Genomic DNA, 19,027 nt, shown 5'->3' on the forward strand with positions numbered 1-19,027 from the left:
CAGGCGACGCAGCCGGCACACCGGACCGCAGCGCCCGCATCCGGGCTGATGCGAACTCAAGGCCACCCCAGACCTGAGCCTAGGCAAGCAACCCCCGTCGCAGCCTCGGGTTGACGCTGGTCCCGGCCCGGTCGACTCAGCCCACCCGGATCTCCTCCAAGTCGGTGTTGCTCCGCAGCAGCAGAGCCCCCATCCCAGCCACCGCGGCCAACGCCACCACCGCGCCGCCACCGAGCATCACCAGGTCAGCGAACGGCACCGCGATCGGCATCGTCACCCGCAATCCCTGCTCCTCGACCGCACCGACCGTGACCGTCGATCCCAGCGACCGCACGATCGACCACCCGAGCGTCAAGGAGATCAGCACGGCCGGCACCGCGGGGGCGAGCGCCTGCCAAGCGATCGCCTCGCTCAGCACCCGGCGTGGCACCCCGGCCGCCACCTGTGCGGCATAGACCCGCCGCCGGCTAGTGATGCCTTCGGCGAGGGCGACCAGGATCCCTGCCGCGGCCAGCCCGATGACGGCGGTCACGGCCAGGTCGACCAGTGTGATCGGGTTCAGCTGATACTCCCCGCCGGGCACCGGTCCACGGCCGCTCAGGTCGGCCATCCGGTCCCCGGCGGTCTGCATGGCCACCACGTAGGAGCGCACCCCGCTGGCACCCGCACCGACGATCAATGCGGCGAACAGCGCGGCATGCAACCGGCTGCCACTCCATGGATCGGCTGTCAGCCGCCGCCCAGCGAGCAGCATGCCCGGCCGCTGCCCGAACCGTTGCAGCAGCTCACCACAGGTGTAGGCGATCCAGCCGGACCCGAGGAGCACCCCGGCGGTGGCCAGCAGGACGACCGCGGCCAGGGTGAGCGCCGCCAGGCCTGGACTGGGCTCGGCCTCATCCGCGTTCTCCAGGAGCCAGCCGCCGAACGGATTGACGATCACCGGCGCCAGCACGCCCCCGATGATCAGCAGCCCGGGCCAGCCGGCGGGCCGGCGGTCACGCACGCGTCGCACCACCCCGAGCGGCGTCATGATCACCGGCCGCAGCAGAACCGCCGCGACGATCGCCGCACTCACCGGGACGAACAGCAGGATCAGAATCATGACCACAACCGGCGGCAGCACATCGGTCGGCAAGGCAAGGTCCGCCCCCGACACACCGGTCGGCAAGGCAAAGCCCGCCCCCGACACACCGGTTGACAGCACAAGGTCCGCACCCGCCGGTAGATCCAAGCCCGCACCGGCCACATCGGCTGACAGGGCCGGAGCCCCGTCGGACACCGGATGGCCGAGGACCACCCGCAACGCCAGGAAGGACGCAAGCCCCGCCACCGACCCGAGGAGCGCGGCCAGCACCGTCTCGCAGACGGCCAGCTGAACGGCCTGCCCGGGCGTGGCGCCGACCAGCCGCAGGAGCGCGAACCGCCGATCCCGCGCGGGCGAACCGAAACGGATGCTCTGCCCGGCCAGCACGAGAATCGGCACCGCCACCAGCAGTAGAGCCGCGATCACCGCCGCCCGCTGCTCACCACGGGCGATCATCTCGACCCGGTAGGCAGCGTCACCGTCGGGGATCGCCGCCACCGTGGCCGCGGCCAACAGAGTCACCGTGGCCAGCGCCGAACTCACCGAGGTCAGCGCCGTCCGGATCCGATCACTGCGTCCACCGGCCGTGGCCAGCCGCAACAGCACTGCCGGCCGGATCGGGGAGTCGGTCGACGTGTCACTTCTTCCAGGAGTCACCGGCATGGTCAGACGGTCCGGATCTCTTCGAGGTCGGTACTACGGCGGAGCACGAGCATCCCGACCCCGGCCACCAGCATCATGGCCAGGATGGTCCCAGCGCCGAGCACCGTCAGTTGCTCCCACGGCACCGGCACGGGGAGGGTGACGACCGGGTCGGTCGTGACTGTCCGCGCGCAGGTCGCCATGTCGGCCGCGGGATCGATGCAGGCCTCGGTCCGTCCCCCGCCGACCGTCACCTCGTTGTAGATCGACCGGACCAGGACCAGCCCGGAGACGATGGCGAGGCCGAGCGCGGGAACGAGCGGTGCCAGGGTCTGCCACAGCAACGTCCCGGAGAGGGCTCGACCAGGCGTACCCGCAGCGGTCAGCGCCGCATAGGTCCGCCGCCGAGCAACGATGCTCTCCGCCAGCGCCACCAGCATGCCCGCCGCCGACACACCCACACCCACTCCGACGGCGACCAGCACGAGCTGTGCGGTGTTCACATAGAAGGCGGCATGCCCGGGGTCGGGCGGCATCCCGATCAGGGCGCCGAACCGGTCCTCTGCCATCCCCTGGGTCACGAAGAGAGCGTGATAGCCCATGGCCGCCCCTCCGATCACCGCGGCCCCGAGCAGGGCGCCGAGGGTCCGGCTACCGTTCCACGGATCGGCCATCATCCGCCGCCCGGCCAGCAGGGTGACCGGCCCGCGCCCGAATCGGTGCAGCAGCCAGCCGGCCGCATACGAGATCCAGCCGGTGCCGACGACCACCCCGACCATCACCAGCGTCGTGCCGAGCAGCATGAGCACGCCGAACACGTAGCCGGACAGCACCATCCGCTCGGAGAGCCACACCGGCACGTTGAAGAGGACGACGCCGACCGCGATGGCAAGCCCGGGCCACGGCCGGGGCCCGTGTTTGCGCTGGCGGCGGACAACCCCGAGCGGGGTGACCGCCACTCCGCGCATCAGGATCAGCCCGATCAGGCCCGCCAGCACCGGCACCGCCACGATGGCCGTCATCAGCGGCACGGGGTTGGGGAACGCGTCGGTGGGCAGCGTCAACGCCCCGTCCGGCCCGGGCCGGTGCAGGATCTCGCGCAGCGCCAGGAAGAGTCCGAAGCCGGCGATCGAGCCGAGGACACTGGCCACGATCGTCTCGGCGACGGCGATCAGCACCGCCTGCCCCGGGGTGGCCCCGGCCAGCCGGATGGCGGCGAGCCGCCGGTCACGGGCCGGTGCGCCGAGCCGGATGCACTGCCCGGCCAGGGCCAGCACCGGCAGGGTGAGCAGCAGAAGGGCGAAGATCACGCCGGGACGCAGGCCGGCCTCCCGCAGCAGTGGGCTGGTGTACTGCTCCGCACCAGGCGCCAGCCAGGTGCTCCCGTCGGACTGCTCGACCGGCTCTCCGCCCCGGACGGCGGCCACCGTGGCGGCGGCGAGCAACGCCACGGTGGCGAGCGACGAGCTCACCGCGGTGAGCACGGTCCGCAGGGTGTCCGTCCTGGTCCCCGAGGTGCTGAGACGCAACAGGGTGCCCGCTCTCACGGCGCAGCCACCCCGAGACCGGTCGGGTCGACGGCACCGTCACACAGGACGATCTCGCGGTCGGCGTAGGCGGCGATCGGCGCCTCGTGGGTGACGAGCACGACGGCCGTGCCCTCCTCGCGCACCGCTCGCACGATCGCCTGCATCACCTGCTCACCGTTGAGCTGGTCGAGCGCGCCGGTGGGCTCGTCGGCGAAGAGCACCCGGGGCCCGGTGACCATGGCCCGGGCCACCGCGCATCGCTGCTGCTGCCCGCCCGACATCGCGCCGGGCATCTGGTCGGCGACGTCGGCGACACCGAACCGGTCGAGCCAGGTGAGCGCCGCCACCCGTGCGTCTCGCCGCCCCGAACCGGCGAGAAGCAACGGCAGCGCCACGTTTTCCGCAGCGGTCAGCTCGGGGACCATCTGCCCGAACTGGAACAGGACGCCGAACTCGGTCCGCCGCAGCCGGGACCGCGCCGCCTCGGACCACAGCCCGATGTCCTGATCGCGGAAGACGACCGAACCCCGGTCGGCACGGAGGATCCCGGCCAGGCAGTGCAGGAGGGTCGACTTGCCGCACCCGCTCGGCCCGGTGACCGCCACGATCTCGCCCTCGGCGACGCTGAGGTCGACGCCGCGCAGCGCCGGGGTGGCGCCGTAGTCCTTGGTGATCGCTGTCCCGGTCAGCAGCGGAGCAGTCACGCGGTCACTTCCTTCTGTAGGTCGGCGACGCGGGCCAGCGTGGTCTGCAACCAGCGCAGGTCGGCGTCGAGATGGCCGATGGCGTAGTCGGCGGCGACGACATCGCCGACCGTGGCGCCGGGGGCGGACTTGACGGCGGTCAGCTCACGCAGCCGGGTCATGTGGGCGATCCGCTGGGCCGTGAGGTAATCCCTGGCCCGGTCGGCATCAGCGGCGAGCAACGCCACCACCACCTTGCTGAAGAGAGTGCTCGTCACGTAGGGCGCGGGCGGCTCGATCTCGGTGAGCCACTGGTCGAGCCGGTCCCGGCCGGAGCCGGTCAGCACATATGCCGTCCGCTCGGGCCCGCCCTCCTGCTCGTGGCCGGACTGCTCGACGAACCCGTCGCGCTCCAGCCGCCCGAGCGTGGAGTAGACCTGGCCATACGCCAGTGGCTTGGCCTGTGGCAGCCGCTCGTCGTGGGCCCGCTTCAGGTCGTAACCGTGCCGCGGCCCACCGGCGAGCAACCCGAGGAGCACATGCGCCGTGGACATGAGCGCTACTATTCACTCAGTGAATAGCAGTCGTCAAGCCACCACCTCGAGGAGGACGAGATGTCAGATCGAGCGCCGCAGCGCGACGACGGCGATGTCGTCGGCCTGCTCCCGGGTCCCGGTGAGCTGGGTGAGCAGCCGCCGGCAGAAGGCGTCGAGGTCGCCGTCGACGTGGGCGGCACAGTCCGCGAGCGCGCGCATGCCCTGGTCGAGGTCGGCGTCCCGGCGCTCGATCAGGCCGTCGGTGTAAAGCACGAGGGTGCCACCCGGCGGCAGGGCGAATTCGAGTTCGGCCCGGGGTGGTGCGGCGATACCGAGCAGCGCACCGCGTGGCTGGAGATAGCGCACTTCGCCGTCGATGTGCACGAGCGGTGGCAGGTGCCCGGCGCTGGCCATCCTGATCAGGCCGGTGGCCGGCTCCAGGGTGAGCAGGCAGAGCGTCGCCGACTCGGCCGGCAGCACGGTCCGCATGAATCTGTTGACCAGCTCCAGCACCGCTCCGGGCGAGTGTCCCTCGACGGCATAGGCGCGCACGGCGTGCCGGATCTCGGCCATCACCGTCGCGGCGTGCAGCGAGTGCCCGGCCACGTCACCGATCGCGACGAGGAGCCGGTCCCCGAGCACCGTGAGTTCGTAGAAGTCGCCGCCCACCTCGGTCTGCGCACCGGCCGGCTCATAGCGGACCCCCAGGTCGACACCGGGCACCTCGGGCAGGCGCGACTGGAGCAGACTCCGCTGGAGGGTGACCGCGATCCGGTGCTCCTCGTCGAAGGAGCGCTGGGCCTCCACGGCCGCGGCAACCGCCTGGGAGAGCTGTCGGAGGACGGGGAAACCGGGGGTCTGCGAGCTGCCCGGCACGGCGACGTAAACCGGTGGCCGGTCGATGCGCAGCCGGGCCGCGGCGACGGCGACGCTCTCATCGGCCGGCCAGTCGACGACGTCCCAGTCGGCCGGCTCGTCGCTGCGCACCAGCGATCCGACGGCCACCCGATGCCCGGGGACGGCCCAGGGCCGGACGGTGGTGGGCCTACCGGTCGCGGCCAGGCTCTCGCCCTCGGATGTCTCGGCGACCACGACGACCGGTCCGCCGAAGATGTTGCCGGCACCCTCGGCGGCCGCCGCGAGCAGGGCGGGCAGGGTGGACGCCGAGTTGATCGCCAGGGTGGTCTCGGCCAGCCGGACCATCCGTTCGGCGAGCAGTTCAGCGCGTTGCCGCGCGCGGTAATAGCGGAGCACGGCCTGGGCGGTGGCGATCAGCTCGTCCGGTTCGATCGGCTCGACGAGGTAGGCGTCGGCCCCCCGGTTCAGTCCCTGGGTGCGGTCACCGACGTCGACGGCGTGCGCGGACACGTGGATCACCGGGAGTACGCCGTACCGGGAATCGCTCTTGATCGTCTCGCAGACGTCGAATCCGCTCATGTCGGGCAGTTTCACGTCGAGAACGACCAGGTCGACCTCGGTCTCCAGGAGCCGGGTGAGCGCCGAGCCGCCGGTCTCCGCCTCGATCACGGTGAAACCGGCCCTGCTCAGCCAGCTGACCAGGAGGTAACGCTTGGGCGCGCTGTCGTCGACGACGAGGACGATCGCGGGCGTCATGACGTGAGGGGGAGCCGGAGGGTGAAGGTGCTGCCCTCGCCGGGGGTGGAGTCGACCCGCAGGGCGCCACCGAGGATCCCGGCGAGCCTCCGGGCATAGGGCAGGCCGAGCCCGGTGCCCTTGCCGCTCACCGGCTTACTGCCCGGGACCTGGTAAAACTCCTCGAAGACGCGTTCCTGGAGCTCCGGCGGGATGCCGTAACCGGTGTCCGAGACGACGAATTCGGCGTCGCCGTCGGTCTGATGCACGCTGAGCCGCACCGATCCACTCTCGGTGAATTTGATCGCGTTCGTGAGCAGATTGCGCAGCACCTGGGCGAGTAGCACCTCGTCGGAGCGCAGCGTGGGCACACCCGGTTCCTCGACGATGAAGTCGACCTCGGGCCGGGTGGCGAGCGGGCGCAGGGTGCCGCGCAGCTGCCCGAAGACCGCCTTGAGGTCCACCTCGGACCAGGTCGGCTCGATCCGGCCGGCTTCCGCCTTGGCCAGGTCGAGCAGACCGTTGACCAGGGTCAGCAGGTCGGTGGCCGAGCCACGGATCAGGTCGACCTGGCGATGCTGCTCGTTGGTGAGATCGTCGGAGCCGGAGTCGGTGAGCAGCCGGCCGAGACCGATGATGGCGGTGACCGGGGCTCGCAACTCGTGGCTCACGTTGGCGAGAAAGCGGCTCTTCGCCTCGCTGGCCGCCGCGAGCTGCGCCGACTTCTCGTCGAGTTCGGCGTAGAGGGCGACGACACCGCGGTTGGTCTCCTCCAGTTCCTCGGAGAGCTGGTTGTAGAGGGCCATCACGCCGCGGTTGGTCTCCTCCAGCTCGGCGTTGAGCCGGGCCAGGTCGTCACGCTGCGCGCGCACCTCGTCGAGGGCGGAGATCAGCTGCTGGTTCTGCACCGCCAGCTCGTCCAGCGGAGTTCCGGGCACATGCTGGGCCAGACCGGTACGGATCTCATCCATACGGTCGGGGGTCAGCAGAGAAGTGCCCGACGGCAACCGCCGGGCCATCCGGACGACTGTGCCGGTCCCGTCATCATCGACCTCCATCGTATCGACCAGGCGGCCGACCTGCTGCAGCTGTTCAGCGAGCCGGGCCGTATCCCCGCCTCCGGGGTGCGCCATGGCTACGTGGAGGGTAGGTACCCCGATCGTTTCAATGGTGAACGTGACATCGGTGTGTCCGACCGTGAGCAGCACCCGGGCCACCTCGCTGAGCGCGGTCGCCACCCGGGTCTGATCCTGCGTCTCCAAGCCGACCGATCGGGCCACCTCGCGCCCGAGTTGCCGCACCACGAAGATGTCCTGCTCGACCCGCAGGCGCATACGCATCAGCGGCTCAGCGGTCATGAGAACCGCGCCACCAGCACACCGGCGTCGTCGCGTCGGGTGCCCGCGTCTCGCAGGAGGGTGGCCGCGATCACCTCGGGCGTACGGGTGATCAGGCCGGGATAGTCGGTGAGATTCCACCGGTCGACCAGCCCGTCGGTGTGCATCACCAGGATCGCACCGGGCGTGAACGGGTAGTCGTACTCCCGGATCTGCCGTCGTTGATGCCCGGCGATGCCGGGCATGGAGACCAGGCCTCGCCGGCCTCCCTCGGGCAGGAGCACGGTGCCGGAGATGTTGCCGAGACCCGCGTAACGGACGACCCCGGATTCCGGATCCAGCTCGGCGACGGCGAGCGCGGCGCCGCGAGTGTGCCCGAGGGTACGGTGCAGTGCCTCCACAACCTGGGCCGGAGGCACTGCCGGAGCACCGTGGAACCCACGTACCGCCTCATGCGAAGCCGCCGCGGCCAGGCCGCCGTGCCCGAGCCCGTCACTGAGCAGGACCTGCCGGCGGCCGTCGATCTCACGGAACGCATAGGCGTCCCCGCTGACCGTCTCCCCGGTGAGGGGCCGGGTCAACCCCGCCACCCAGCCGCGCTCCGGCACCGTGTCGGGCCACACCTGCATGCTCAGCACGGTCCCCTTGCCCGGCACCGAGTGCAGGTCCCACCGGCTGGCCTGGCGCAGGATGGCACCGAGCCCGATGCCGAGCGTGCCGGCCGTCGAGTGCCCGTCGCCGATGGAGTGCTGGACGTCGATCATGCCGGGCCCGCTGTCGACCGCGATCAGTTCGACCCCGGCCTGGTCGGCGACACGGACCACACGCACCAGGATCGTGCCCTGGGCCGCGTGCTTGACCAGGTTGCCGGCGGCCTCGGTGGCGACGATGGAGAGATCGGCGATGCGCTGCCCGGGCATGCCGAGGGTCTCGGCCAGTCGCTCGGCGGCCCGGCGCACGGCCGACGCTGTCCCCGGCTCCTCCACCCGGAACCAGACTCCTCCGTCCAGGAGTCCTTCGGGTAGGGACGCCACCGCGCCTCCGCTCATCGGCACAAGGCCGTGTTGGCGATGCTCATCGACACCACTTGACGATCGTAATGGTCGTACCCTTGCCCGGCTCGGTGTCGATCTCGAACTCGTCGACCAGGCGACGTGCGCCACTGAGTCCGAGGCCGAGACCACCGCCGGTGGTGTAGCCGTCGGTGAGCGCCAGCTGAAGATCGACGATGCCCGGCCCCTGGTCGGCGAAGACGATCCGGATGCCGGCCCGTCGCTCGTTGTGGACACGGGTCACCTCGACCTCGCCGCCACCGCCGTAGACCAGCGTGTTGCGGGCCAGCTCGCTGGCCGCGGTGACGAGTTTGGTCTGGTCCACCAGGGACAGCTTGACGGCGACCGCGACAGTACGCACCAGCTGCCGGACCCGGACGACGTCCTGGTCCGTCACGACCGGAAGGCGCTGGCTGTCGTCGTTCACGGCGTGGTGACCACTGCCGGGCCGGACTCGTCGTCGTCGTCGAACAGCGCGTCGTCACCGTCAGCGCGGTTGCCGAGCATCGCGATGCCCAGCTCGACGTTGAGGGCGGTCCGGATGCCCGGCAGCGACAGACCGAGCTCGACCAGCGTGATCGCGACCGCCGGGCGCATGCCGACCACCACGGTCTCGGCGTCCAGGACCCGGGAGACCGAGGCGATGGTCGCGAGGGTACGGCCGACGAACGAATCGACGATGTCGAGCGCACTGATGTCGATGATCACACCATGTGCACCGGTCGCGACGATCCGGTCGGCGAGGTCCTCCTGCAGTTGGAGGGCGACCTGGTCCTCCATGTCGATCTGGATGGAGACCAGCAGGATGTCGCCGATCTTCAGGACCGGGACCCGCTCCACGTCAGCGTCCTGCCCGCTTGTTATGGCTGATCACGTAGCGCAGCGCGTCGGCGAGTGACGCCTTGGTGGCGATGTCGCCGAACTCGATGCCCAGAGCGACGATGGTCTGCGCGATCTGCGGGCGGATGCCGGAGATGATGCAGTCGGCGCCCATCAGGCGGGCCGCCACCACGGTCTTGAGGATGTGCTGCGCGACCTGGGTGTCGACCGCCGGCACACCGGTGATGTCGATGATCGCGTACGGCGAACCGGTGTCCACCAGGGTCTGCAGGAGTCGTTCCATCACCACCTGGGCCCGCGCCGAGTCGAGGGTGCCGACCAGTGGCACCGCGACGACGCCCTCCCACAGCTTCACCACCGGGGTGGACAGCTCGAGCAGCTGCTCGGCCTGATCCGCGATGATCGACTCACGAATCCGCACATAGCTGTCGAAGGTGAACAACGCGGCGTGGTCAACGAAGGTCGAGAAGGCGACATAGTCACGCAGGGTGGCGGCGTCACTCTGGTCGCCGAGCACCTCCAGCGCCGCCTCCTTGAGGGCGTAGACGCTGACCGCGGTCTCGGTGGCGGTGAACCCCTGCCGGGCCCGGTGGCTGGACAACTCGTTGAGCTGGGCACGCAACTCGGCGGCCGACTCGTGGCTCAGATCGACGGCCCCACCGCCGAACGCCTGCTGGAATCCGCGCTGCAGATCCGCGGTCTGCCGCCGCAGCTCCGCACTGCTCAGACGGCCCCGGAGACTCGCGGTGACCAGCTGGGTCCACCGGTCCACCAACTGCTCAGCCTGACCCTCCAACAGCTCGGCGAAGCGTCTCGCCTCGTCCGGACTGAGCGGCATCAGTGCCTCCCCCAACTACAGCGATCCTGCACAACGGCCGGACTTTACCATCAGGGGGTCCGATAGTTGCCGTAAGCCAAGTAACGGACCGAGACCAAAAGGTGCGTCCCGTTCTGCGCGCCACCGGGTACGTGGAGTACCGTTCAGCAATAACTGGAGGTCGGCGAATGTCCCTGACGGTACAAACGGAACAACGCGACGACATGGTGGTCGTGTCGGTCGCTGGTGAGCTCGACATGGCAACCGCCCCCCAGCTACAGGATCAGATCAGTGACCTGCTGGAGAAGGGCCGGACCCGCCTGGTCTTCGACCTCGCCGAGGTGTCCTTCTGCGACTCGACCGGCCTCTCGGTCTTCGTCCGCGCGAAGAACAGCACCGACGACGCCGGCGGCACTGTCCGGCTGGCCGCGCCGCAGCGAGGGGTGCTCCGCATCCTCGAGGTGAGTGGTCTCGTCGAGGTACTGCACACCTACCCCACCGTCGACGAAGCGGTCGCCGCCGACGAGCCTGCCCTGGACTGAGGCACCGGTCGGCGTAGTTTGTCGTCGACCGGTGACGGGCACCCCGTCGCCGGATCGTGAACCCGGCTCTCAGGGAGTGTGCCCATGGGCAAGATGTTCCAAGGCTTCAAAGACTTCATCATGCGCGGCAACGTCGTCGACCTGGCGGTCGGTGTCGTCATCGGTGCCGCGTTCACCACTGTCGTCACCAGCTTCACCAACGCGTTCCTGAAGCCGCTGATCCAGTTGATGGGTGGTGGTGAGGGCCTCAAAGCCGGCGTCTTCACTGTCAACAAGGTCGACTTCGACTACGCCTCCTTCATCAACGCGGTCATCACCTTCGTGCTGACAGCCGCAGTGCTCTACTTCCTAGTGGTCATGCCACTGAATGTGCTGGCCGAGCGCCGCCGCCGGGGCGAGGAGCCGCCGCCCAAGGCCCCCAGCGAAGAGGTCAAGCTGCTCACCGAGATCCGCGACGCGCTGTTGCGCGGCCAGGGCAACCAGGTCCCCAACAGCGCTCTCGACGAGGTCCTCAAGCGTTCCCACCCCGACCAGCCCCGCTGAAAAGCCGAAAAGATCCGCCCTCCCGGCACTGTTCGAACAGATGTTCGATACAGTGCCGGGATGGAGCAGCGTAAGCACTGGTGGAACAGTAAGTGGGGGCGGCTGGCCCGCAAGGACGTCTACTTACGCACCAGCGGTGATCAGTGGTATGTCGAGCAGCGCGCCGGCGGCTCGGACGGGGTCTCGCACTTCTTCGAGTACGACAGCGAGGATGCCGCCCTCGACATGGTCCGCGGTCTGCTCTCCGGTCCCGACGATTGGCGTGAGCTGTCCGTCCGCCCGGCCGACCGCTAGGCGGCCCGGTGATCGTCCCGATGCCGCGCGGTCAGCGGGCCTCGTGGCGGCGGCAGGAGCCGCAGGCCCGGCCGGGGAGGCTCCTCCGCGTCGAAACGTGCTCGCCAGCCGACGCCCATCCGCGAGCCGGGCGGCCGCACCTCTCCACCGCCGGCCCCCCGGGACAAGGCCACCACCAGCAGATATCCGACGATCACGAAGCCGTGCCCGACCAGCCGGCCGACGTCGACGCGGCCGCCGGTCAGGTCGTTGACCGAGATCAGCAGCAGCATCCCGACGAAAGCGGTGAGCATCGGCACCAGACCGGTCGGGCGGGTCCGCCGCAGCGCAATGAAGAGATAGCCGGCGCCGACAGCGACGTTCCACGCCGCCGACTCGTGCCAGAGGTGCCCCTGGGTGGCGCCCAGCCCGTTGTGCGCGTGCTCCACGGTCGCCCCGCCACCGACCTGCGTCAGCCCGAGGATCAGCTGCACCGCGCCGACCAGGGCCAACGCGACGTAAAGCAGCGTGGCCGCCGGCATCCGCAGGCGCCACCTGCGCCGCGTCGGCGGCGATGGCAGCGCGGCCAGGATCGCGGCCGTCAGGTCCGGGACCTCGGGCACTGCGGCGGTCCTGGTCAGCCTGTTCACCACCGCAGCCCGGTCCAGCCAGTCCCGGCAGCCCGCGCACCCGGCGAGATGCTCGTCGACCAGCGGGCGCAGCACCGGGTCGTCCTCGCCGTCCAGCTGCGCGGACAGCATCTCGCGCCACCGCTCACATGCCATGCCCTGATAGTCGTCTGTGAGGCCGCCCGAGTTCCCACCGGGTTACTGCGGTTCGTGGCCGAGCATCCGCCGCCGCTCGCGGAAAGCACGCAGGTTGGCCGTGTTGCCGCAGGTGCTGACGTCGTGCCAGACACCGCTGTTGTTGCGCGAGGTGTCGAAGAAGGCGGCGCGGCAAGCCGGGTTGTTGCACAGTTTCAGCCGCGGCCACATCCCCGCCTGCTGGGCCAGCAGCGCCTCCGCCCACAGCGCCGACGCCAGCCACCGCACACCGCGGCCGGTCGGCACCACCCGCACCCAGCCAGTCCCGTCGGGCACCAGGCTCACCTGGACGTCAGCCGGCGGCAGCAGGGCCTCGTCGACCTCCGGGCTCGCCCCCGCCGTCACCACATGCTCGAAAGCGGTGCGCAGGCGGCGCATCGACCGCAGATCGGCGGCGGAAAGCAACAGCGTGGGCACCGGCAACCCCGAGACATGCGACCACAGACCGAGCGCGTCGGTCACCCACCACTGGGCGTCCTCCACCCCGGCCAGCAGGTCCGGCGCATACGACATCGCTGGACGAGTGTTCAACAACTCCTGTATGAGAGCGAATCCGCCCGGCGCCTCCCGTACGCCGTGCCGCGCGCTGGCCTTCCATGACATAAACAAACCCTACTCGGCTCTTTTTCCGACCTGCGCGGAACGCCACCCGCGCGAGTGGACGGAAGCCGTTCATCGGTGGACGGTTGTGAATGAGTCTCTAGACTTCACCTGTGCGTAGAGCTCTGGCGATCACGATTGCGGCCGCGACGGCGATGACCCTCGCCGCCGGTTGCGAGTCGGAGACACCGACTGCGAAGGGGCCGACTCCGGGCGTACCGTCATCGGCGTCGCCTGCCGCGCCCACCGGATCGCCGTCGCCGCCGGCTCCCGAACCCACTGTCTCCTCGGCCCCGGCATCGCCGCAGCCGAAACGGAAACTGAAGTCCGGCGCCAAGGGCGCCGACGTCCTGGCGCTACAGCAACGCCTCACCGAGCTGGGTTATTGGAACGGCAAGGCCGACAGCAAATTCGGCTCGACCACCCAGCAGGCGGTCTTCGCGCTGCAAAAGGCGGCGGGCATCAATCGCGACGGCACCGTCGGACCCAAAACCCAAAAAGCTTTGGACCAGGGTGTACGCCCGGAGGCGCGCTCCACCAGCGGAAAAATGGTCGAGATCGATCTGAAAAAGCAGCTGCTGCTCCTGGTGACCGACGGTCAGGTCACCCAGACCTTCAACACGTCGACCGGATCGAACGAGTATTACCAGCAGGAGGGTGTGACCTACCTGGCCGACACCCCGCGTGGGAAGTTCAAGGTGGGCCGCCAGATCGACGGCTGGCGTAATGCACCGCTGGGTCTGCTGTGGCGCCCCAAATACTTCAACGGCGGCATCGCGGTGCACGGCGCACCCAGCGTTCCGCCCTATCCCGCCTCACACGGTTGCGCCCGTGTCTCCGTCTCCGCGATGAACTGGCTGTGGAAGAACGACGCCATTCCCCTGAAAACGCAGGTCTGGGTGTACTGAGCGGTTCACCGCACCGTTTCCAGCCGCCGGGCCCGCCGCGGCGCGGGAATCATCGGCGCATATCCGGGCGGCCACGCCGCTCCGTGGATCTCGGTGCAGAGCACCACCGACAGCCACGGCACCCACGGCCCGACGATCTCCACCGTCCCGCGCCCGCGAACGTCGAACGCCAGCGCCCACTCATCGGGCCGCGGCCGCAGCCCGGTCACCGCCCGCAGCGCGAACGACTCGTCGTCCAGCAGTAGCCGCTGGCTGGTGATCACCGCGAGCCGCCGGCCACCGCCGATGACGTCGACCGGGAACCATCCATACTGCTTCTCACCGGCCCACAACGGGACCGTCGGACTGACCGCAGCCGGCCGGCCACCCCGCTCGACGAGGCCGGCCAGCATTCTCATGGACCGATAGCCGGCCAGAAGCTGCCCAGGGTCGTAAACCGACAAAACTGTCTCCGATCTGAAGACCGCACCGTGCGGCCCGCCTCCGACCCTGGCACGCAAAGCCCCCCACCCCAAGCGAATACACCCCAAAGGTGAGCCCGAAATTTCCGACTTAAACTCGACCAGGAGCATCCGGTACGGCTCGTCCACGTTCGGTACCCGCGCCAATCCAGGCGACCCACCCGGCGACGGCCACAACATCAGACCAACCACGCCCGTCACCGCCCGAATCGCAGGCTCACCCAAGCCCTCGAGCGGCTCACCACCCACAGCCCTCACACACAAAACTGGCCAGCGCCGGAGATCCAGCACTGGCCAGTTGTAACAGTGGGCCGCCAGGGACTCGAACCCTGAACCTATGGATTAAAAGTCCACAGCTCTGCCATTGAGCTAGCAGCCCGCGGATGCAAGATTACCGACCCTGCTCCGTCACGCAATCATCGCACCCACCGCTGTGGGTCCGCCTCCGAGATTCCGCGTCAGAGACCGGCCAGCAAATAGCCTCTGACCTGGCCCCGCGCCTGGTGGACCCGCGATTTCACGGTGCCCTCCGGGATCCCCAGATGGCCGGCGATCTCCCGGTACTCCAGCTGACAGATGTCACGCAGCACCATCGGCGCCACCAGCTCGGGCCGGGTGGACTCCAGTTTCTCCAGGGCGTCGAGCAGATCGAGCCGGGACCCGGCGATGACGCTCGTCGTGCGTGCGTCCGGCACCTCCACCGGAATCTCCGCGTAACCCTGTTCGGCGGCACGCCGTTTGAGGGTCCGGTACGTCTGCCGCGCCCCGTTGGCGATGACCACGTGCAGCCAGGTGCTGAACCGGGATCGCCCCTCGAACCCGCCGATGTTGCGGGCCACCTGCATCAGCACGTCCTGGCAGGCTTCCTCGGCGTCCTGGTAGCAGGGCAGGAACCGCGCACACCGCCGCAACACACTCGGCTGGATCGCGGCGAGCAGCGCGTCGAGCGCCGCACGATCACCGGCCGCCGCCCGCACCGCCAGTTGTTCATGTTCGTCGTGCATGTGCGCCCCCGCTACCAGCCACATCGACATTGATAATACGAACGTGCAAGCGCCAACCAGGATCGGTCGCTACCGGGTGATCGGCCGTCTCGGCTCCGGTGCCTTCGCGACCGTGTGGCTCGCCTCGGACGATGTTCTGGAGTCCCAGGTGGCGATCAAGGTGCTGGCCGAGAACTGGTCGCATCACCCGGACGTCCGGGCCCGTTTCGAGCAGGAGGCGCAGGTGTTGCGCCGCGCCGATTCGGAGCGGCTGGTGCGGGTGCACGATTTCGGCGAGCTGCCGGACGGCCGCCCCTACCAGGTGATGACGTACGCGTCCGGTGGCACCCTGGCCGAGCGACTGGCCCGGGGTCCGATGCCGGTTCGGACCGCCTTGCGTACGGCCGGCGACATCGCGCAGTCGGTGGGCGTCCTGCACGACTCGGGAATCCTGCACCGGGACCTGAAGCCGTCGAACGTCCTCTTCGACACGGTCCGCGGCGCCGAACGGGTCCTCGTCGCCGACCTGGGCCTGGCCAAGGAGATCGCCCACGCCTCGGGTTTCACGGTGGCCGCCGGCACTCCCGGTTACATGGCACCCGAGCAACAACTTCCGGGCGGCGATCTGGATGTACGGGCTGACGTGCACGCCATCGGCGCGATGACCTATCAGATGTTGACCGGCCGTCCCCCGCAACCTGGACGGGCCGCCCCGTCCAGGTTGCGCCCGGGCATTCCTCGCCAGGTCGACCGGGTCGTGTTGCGCGCGATCGACGCTGACCGCAACAAGCGCTGGCCGACGGCTGAGGCGTTCGCCCGGGCCCTGGACGCGTCAGCGACGGCCACGCCGAGCCGGACGCTGCGGGTTCTGCGCCGTGGTGCCGGCACCCTGCTGGCCACGGCCACGCTGGCTCTCACAGCCGGCGCGACCGTCCCGGACGGGGTTCCGGCCGGCTGGGTGCGGGTCACCGACGACGGGGGCACCGTCTCGGTCGCGGTGCCGGGGTCGTGGGCCCGCCAGCTACGGGACACCGGCTGGGATCCCGCGGCGCTTCGTCTCCCGGCCGGCCGGGAGCCGGGCCTGCAGGTCGGCGCTGATCTCACGTCCACGGACGCTCCGGGCGTGTTCGTCGGCGTGAGCCGCCGGCTGGTCCCGGGGTCCCCGGCCGTGCTGCCGGCACATCCGGGCTGCACGCGGGGCCGGGACCGCCCGGTCGCGGTCGCCGGCCTGTCCGGCCTGGTGCAGCCGTGGACCGGCTGCCCGGTGGCGTACAGCGAGGTGCTGCTGACCCGGCCCGGTGCCCCGGGCGTGTATCTACAGATCAGCCGGCCCGGCCACGCCCCCGACCACACCGATGACGTCCTCCGCACACTGCGCCTGGGTCACTCGTAGCAGTTCTGGGTGTCGTGTTCGAGCCACATCTCGACGACCTTGTCGTTCTTGAACGCGAACCGGTAATGGACGTTCTTGTATTCGTCGTTGAATCCGGAGTATCCGGTCCCGGTCCCGTCGACCCATCCGTCAGCGGTGTCCCGCACCGTGAAGTCGCGGTGGACCTTCTGCACCTGATCCGTGGTGCTGCCCACCCGGGCGCCTTCCGGGGTGGCGATCCGGCCGTAAGCGGGAATCGAGACCAGACCCTTCGTCGACGACCAGATCACCACCGCGGCGTCCGATCTCGCCGCTTTCACGACAGCCGAGCCACAGCCACCGCCGGTGCCCTGGACATTCGTGAGCTCGCCGGTCGCCTGGGCTGCCTGCAGGCTCATCCCGATCTTCAGCCGACCGAGCCCGGCCGGGCCCAGAACGAGCGCACGGCTGGGCGAAGTGGAGGAGGCGGAAGGACGGGAGGAGGGCGAGGACGACGAGCTCGGCGGGGCGCTGGAGGGAGCGAGCGAGGGGGAGGGCGACGACGCGCTGGAGGCGGACGGACCAGACTTGGCGCCACCCACCGGCGCCGCTTGGCCGTCGACTCGTCGCGGGCTGTCGGTACAGCCGCTGATCAGGGCGACCCCGGCGATGGTCACGATCGAGACGATCATGCGTCGCATCTCTAGTTACCTACTCTCGGCTACTGTTCAATCCGTCATCAGGTGCGATGCGCGCCCCGGCAACAAAGTTCGGGATTCATGGTCACGGATAGGTAACGGGGGATTCGGTGTTCAACAACCAGCCATCCCCCGGTCAGGTGGATCGGGAATCGTCACCGGTCATGCAACGGACCACCGGCATTGCCGCGCTCGTCGCCCTGACCACTCTGGCCGCCGGTTTCCCGGCGTACGCGGCGGAGCGCCCGCCTCGGCAGATCACCGCCACCGTCGAGACTCCGAGCCTCTTCGACGACGAGGCCGGCGGTGACGCGGACGCCGACGACCCCGCCGTCTGGATCAACCCGGCCGACAAGGGCCGCAGCCTGGTCATCGGCACCGCCAAGAACGGCGGGCTGCGCGTCTACGACCTCAGAGGTCGCGAGATCCAGTCGATCGTCACCCCCGAGGGCGGCCGCTTCAACAACGTCGACGTCCTGACCGGCTTCAAGCTGGGCAAGAAGAAGATCGACATCGCCGTCGTCACCGACCGCGGGCTCGACAAGCTGCGTATCTACAAGATCGAGGCGAAGGGGCTCACCGACATCACCTCGGCCGACGTCCCGCTGCTCTTCTCGAAGGACGAGGCCGAGGTCGAGGAGCAGGCGACCGGCTACGGCATCGCCGTCTACGACCGTTACGCGGTGGTGAGCCGCCGGCACAGCACCCGGCTGGGCATCTTCCGGCTCGAGGAGAAGAACGGAAAGGTCACCTACCGCACCACCGACACCCTGGACCTGCCGCGCGAGTTCCGCCTGCCGGACGGCACCACCTGGTCACCGTGCGCCGAGCCGGGCGAGGACCCGCAGGTCGAGGGCATGGTCGTGGACGCGGAGGCGGGCGTTCTCTACGCCGCCCAGGAGGACGTCGCCCTCTGGCGCATCAACCTGGCCGGCGGCACGTTCAGCAGCATCCCGCGGGTCGTCGAGCGGGTCCGCGAGTTCGGCCAGCCCGCCACCTACGACCCGGAGACGGAGGAGTGCACCGTCGAGTACGTGAACGGCTATGGCGGCCGCATCACCGCCGACGTCGAGGGCGCCACGATCTACCCGACCGGCAGGCGCAGTGGCTACCTGATCGTCTCCAGCCAGGGCGACAGCCGCTTCTTCGTCTACGACCGTCGCACCAACAAGCCGCTGACCATCTTCTCGGTCACCGACGGCCGCACCGCCGACGGCGTCCAGCACTCCGACGGAGCCGCTGTCACCGCGGTCGCCCTACCCGGCTACCCGAAGGGCCTCCTGGTCCTCCACGACGGCGAGAACACCCCGAACGACGGCCGCACCAGCACCAACTTCAAGTACGTCGACTGGCGCTCGCTGGGCCTGCCCTCCTGACGCGGAAACAACAACGGCCGGGTCTCTCACGGAGAGGCCCGGCCTTTTCGTCTCAGTTCGTTTCAGAGAAGCCCAGAAAAACAGAAAGGCCCACCCGATTGCCCGGGTGGGCCTTTCCATACGTTGAGTCCGGCGGCGTCCTACTCTCCCACACCCTCCCGAGTGCAGTACCATCGGCGCTGGAGGGCTTAGCTACCGGGTTCGGAATGTAACCGGGCGTTTCCCCTCCGCTATGACCACCGAAACAGCCATCAGCTTCACGTGCAACCAGCAACCCGTTCAGCCCCGGATCTCCCGGGCGGGGTGGTTGTTCGTTTGCTGTGAATCACACAGTGGACGCAAGAATAATGTTTAG

The 19,027-nt window shown here is 69.4% G+C and carries 21 protein-coding genes, 1 tRNA gene and 1 rRNA gene; 6 read left to right on the plus strand and 17 right to left on the minus strand.

What is annotated here, in order from left to right; genetic code table 11:
• Positions 1–136: 136 nt before the first annotated feature.
• From ACFO0C_RS03190 to ACFO0C_RS03235, 10 genes are all read right to left on the minus strand, one after another.
• A complete protein-coding gene (locus ACFO0C_RS03190) occupies positions 137–1,747 on the minus strand; it encodes an FtsX-like permease family protein (protein ID WP_378064948.1) in 1,611 nt (536 codons plus the stop codon).
• Positions 1,748–1,749: 2 nt separating this feature from the next.
• Positions 1,750–3,273, minus strand: a complete 1,524-nt coding sequence (locus ACFO0C_RS03195) for an FtsX-like permease family protein (RefSeq protein WP_378064949.1) — start codon at positions 3,271–3,273, stop codon at positions 1,750–1,752.
• Complete coding sequence (locus ACFO0C_RS03200) at positions 3,270–3,959, minus strand: ABC transporter ATP-binding protein (RefSeq protein ID WP_378064950.1); 690 nt, start codon at positions 3,957–3,959, stop codon at positions 3,270–3,272. The genes ACFO0C_RS03195 and ACFO0C_RS03200 overlap by 4 nt, the downstream gene beginning before the upstream one ends.
• Positions 3,956–4,492: a PadR family transcriptional regulator gene (locus tag ACFO0C_RS03205; RefSeq protein WP_378064951.1), complete on the minus strand. Its 537-nt coding sequence runs from the start codon at positions 4,490–4,492 to the stop codon at positions 3,956–3,958. Before ACFO0C_RS03205 ends, ACFO0C_RS03200 begins: the two co-directional genes overlap by 4 nt.
• Positions 4,493–4,555: 63 nt before the next feature.
• Positions 4,556–6,088, minus strand: a complete 1,533-nt coding sequence (locus ACFO0C_RS03210) for a SpoIIE family protein phosphatase (RefSeq protein ID WP_378064952.1) — start codon at positions 6,086–6,088, stop codon at positions 4,556–4,558.
• Positions 6,085–7,425: a sensor histidine kinase gene (locus tag ACFO0C_RS03215; protein WP_378064953.1), complete on the minus strand. Its 1,341-nt coding sequence runs from the start codon at positions 7,423–7,425 to the stop codon at positions 6,085–6,087. The genes ACFO0C_RS03210 and ACFO0C_RS03215 overlap by 4 nt, the downstream gene beginning before the upstream one ends.
• Positions 7,422–8,453, minus strand: coding sequence for a SpoIIE family protein phosphatase (locus ACFO0C_RS03220; protein ID WP_378064954.1), 1,032 nt, complete (start codon positions 8,451–8,453; stop codon positions 7,422–7,424). Before ACFO0C_RS03220 ends, ACFO0C_RS03215 begins: the two co-directional genes overlap by 4 nt.
• 25 nt (positions 8,454–8,478) lie before the next feature.
• Entirely contained in the window at positions 8,479–8,883 is a 405-nt protein-coding gene (locus tag ACFO0C_RS03225) for an ATP-binding protein (protein WP_378064955.1), read from the minus strand.
• Positions 8,880–9,296 (minus strand): STAS domain-containing protein, encoded by a 417-nt coding sequence (locus ACFO0C_RS03230; RefSeq protein ID WP_378064956.1) that lies wholly within the window; start codon positions 9,294–9,296, stop codon positions 8,880–8,882. Before ACFO0C_RS03230 ends, ACFO0C_RS03225 begins: the two co-directional genes overlap by 4 nt.
• Position 9,297: 1 nt before the next feature.
• Positions 9,298–10,134 carry an STAS domain-containing protein gene (locus tag ACFO0C_RS03235; RefSeq protein ID WP_378064957.1) on the minus strand — a complete coding sequence of 279 codons (837 nt, stop codon included), beginning with the start codon at positions 10,132–10,134 and terminating at the stop codon, positions 9,298–9,300.
• Positions 10,135–10,301: 167 nt separating this feature from the next.
• Here ACFO0C_RS03235 and ACFO0C_RS03240 point away from each other — a divergent pair, with 167 nt between their 5' ends.
• The 3 genes from ACFO0C_RS03240 to ACFO0C_RS03250 all read left to right on the plus strand — a co-directional run bounded on the left by ACFO0C_RS03240 (position 10,302) and on the right by ACFO0C_RS03250 (position 11,492).
• Entirely contained in the window at positions 10,302–10,655 is a 354-nt protein-coding gene (locus ACFO0C_RS03240) for an STAS domain-containing protein (protein WP_093620005.1), read from the plus strand.
• Positions 10,656–10,748: 93 nt separating this feature from the next.
• Positions 10,749–11,198 carry a large conductance mechanosensitive channel protein MscL gene (mscL, locus tag ACFO0C_RS03245; protein WP_378064984.1) on the plus strand — a complete coding sequence of 150 codons (450 nt, stop codon included), beginning with the start codon at positions 10,749–10,751 and terminating at the stop codon, positions 11,196–11,198.
• Positions 11,199–11,258: 60 nt separating this feature from the next.
• Entirely contained in the window at positions 11,259–11,492 is a 234-nt protein-coding gene (locus ACFO0C_RS03250; protein WP_378064958.1) for a hypothetical protein, read from the plus strand.
• Here ACFO0C_RS03250 and ACFO0C_RS03255 read toward each other — a convergent pair.
• The gene (locus ACFO0C_RS03255; protein WP_378064959.1) at positions 11,489–12,256 is read right to left on the minus strand and encodes a zf-HC2 domain-containing protein; all 768 of its coding nucleotides are present in this window, start codon (positions 12,254–12,256) and stop codon (positions 11,489–11,491) included. The two genes, ACFO0C_RS03250 and ACFO0C_RS03255, sit on opposite strands and share 4 nt — an antisense overlap.
• Positions 12,257–12,298: 42 nt before the next feature.
• Positions 12,299–12,826, minus strand: coding sequence for a CGNR zinc finger domain-containing protein (locus ACFO0C_RS03260; RefSeq protein WP_378064961.1), 528 nt, complete (start codon positions 12,824–12,826; stop codon positions 12,299–12,301).
• Positions 12,827–13,008: 182 nt separating this feature from the next.
• On the opposite strand from ACFO0C_RS03260, the gene ACFO0C_RS03265 reads away from it, so the two are divergent.
• A complete protein-coding gene (locus tag ACFO0C_RS03265; RefSeq protein WP_378064962.1) occupies positions 13,009–13,803 on the plus strand; it encodes a L,D-transpeptidase family protein in 795 nt (264 codons plus the stop codon).
• Between the two features lie 5 nt (positions 13,804–13,808).
• Here the strand turns inward: ACFO0C_RS03265 and ACFO0C_RS03270 are convergent, their stop codons facing one another.
• The 3 genes from ACFO0C_RS03270 to ACFO0C_RS03280 all read right to left on the minus strand — a co-directional run bounded on the left by ACFO0C_RS03270 (position 13,809) and on the right by ACFO0C_RS03280 (position 15,292).
• A complete protein-coding gene (locus tag ACFO0C_RS03270) occupies positions 13,809–14,201 on the minus strand; it encodes a hypothetical protein (protein ID WP_378064963.1) in 393 nt (130 codons plus the stop codon).
• Positions 14,202–14,571: 370 nt separating this feature from the next.
• Positions 14,572–14,643, minus strand: a tRNA-Lys gene (locus tag ACFO0C_RS03275).
• Positions 14,644–14,722: 79 nt separating this feature from the next.
• Complete coding sequence (locus ACFO0C_RS03280) at positions 14,723–15,292, minus strand: RNA polymerase sigma factor (RefSeq protein WP_378064964.1); 570 nt, start codon at positions 15,290–15,292, stop codon at positions 14,723–14,725.
• Between the two features lie 19 nt (positions 15,293–15,311).
• Here ACFO0C_RS03280 and ACFO0C_RS03285 point away from each other — a divergent pair, with 19 nt between their 5' ends.
• Positions 15,312–16,640, plus strand: a complete 1,329-nt coding sequence (locus tag ACFO0C_RS03285) for a serine/threonine-protein kinase (RefSeq protein ID WP_378064965.1) — start codon at positions 15,312–15,314, stop codon at positions 16,638–16,640.
• On the opposite strand, the gene ACFO0C_RS03290 is transcribed toward ACFO0C_RS03285, so the two are convergent.
• Positions 16,631–17,290: a hypothetical protein gene (locus ACFO0C_RS03290; RefSeq protein WP_378064966.1), complete on the minus strand. Its 660-nt coding sequence runs from the start codon at positions 17,288–17,290 to the stop codon at positions 16,631–16,633. The two genes, ACFO0C_RS03285 and ACFO0C_RS03290, sit on opposite strands and share 10 nt — an antisense overlap.
• Positions 17,291–17,460: 170 nt before the next feature.
• Between ACFO0C_RS03290 and ACFO0C_RS03295 the strand changes: the two genes are divergently transcribed.
• On the plus strand, positions 17,461–18,672 hold the full coding sequence (locus ACFO0C_RS03295; protein WP_378064967.1) for a phytase: 1,212 nt from the start codon (positions 17,461–17,463) through the stop codon (positions 18,670–18,672).
• 127 nt (positions 18,673–18,799) lie between these two features.
• On the opposite strand, the gene rrf is transcribed toward ACFO0C_RS03295, so the two are convergent.
• Positions 18,800–18,916: ribosomal RNA gene (gene rrf, locus ACFO0C_RS03300) — 5S ribosomal RNA — on the minus strand.
• Between the last annotated feature and the right edge of the window lie 111 nt (positions 18,917–19,027).

Origin of the sequence: Actinoplanes subglobosus, from assembly GCF_042650585.1 — a bacterium.
Lineage (GTDB): Bacteria > Actinomycetota > Actinomycetes > Mycobacteriales > Micromonosporaceae > Actinoplanes > Actinoplanes subglobosus.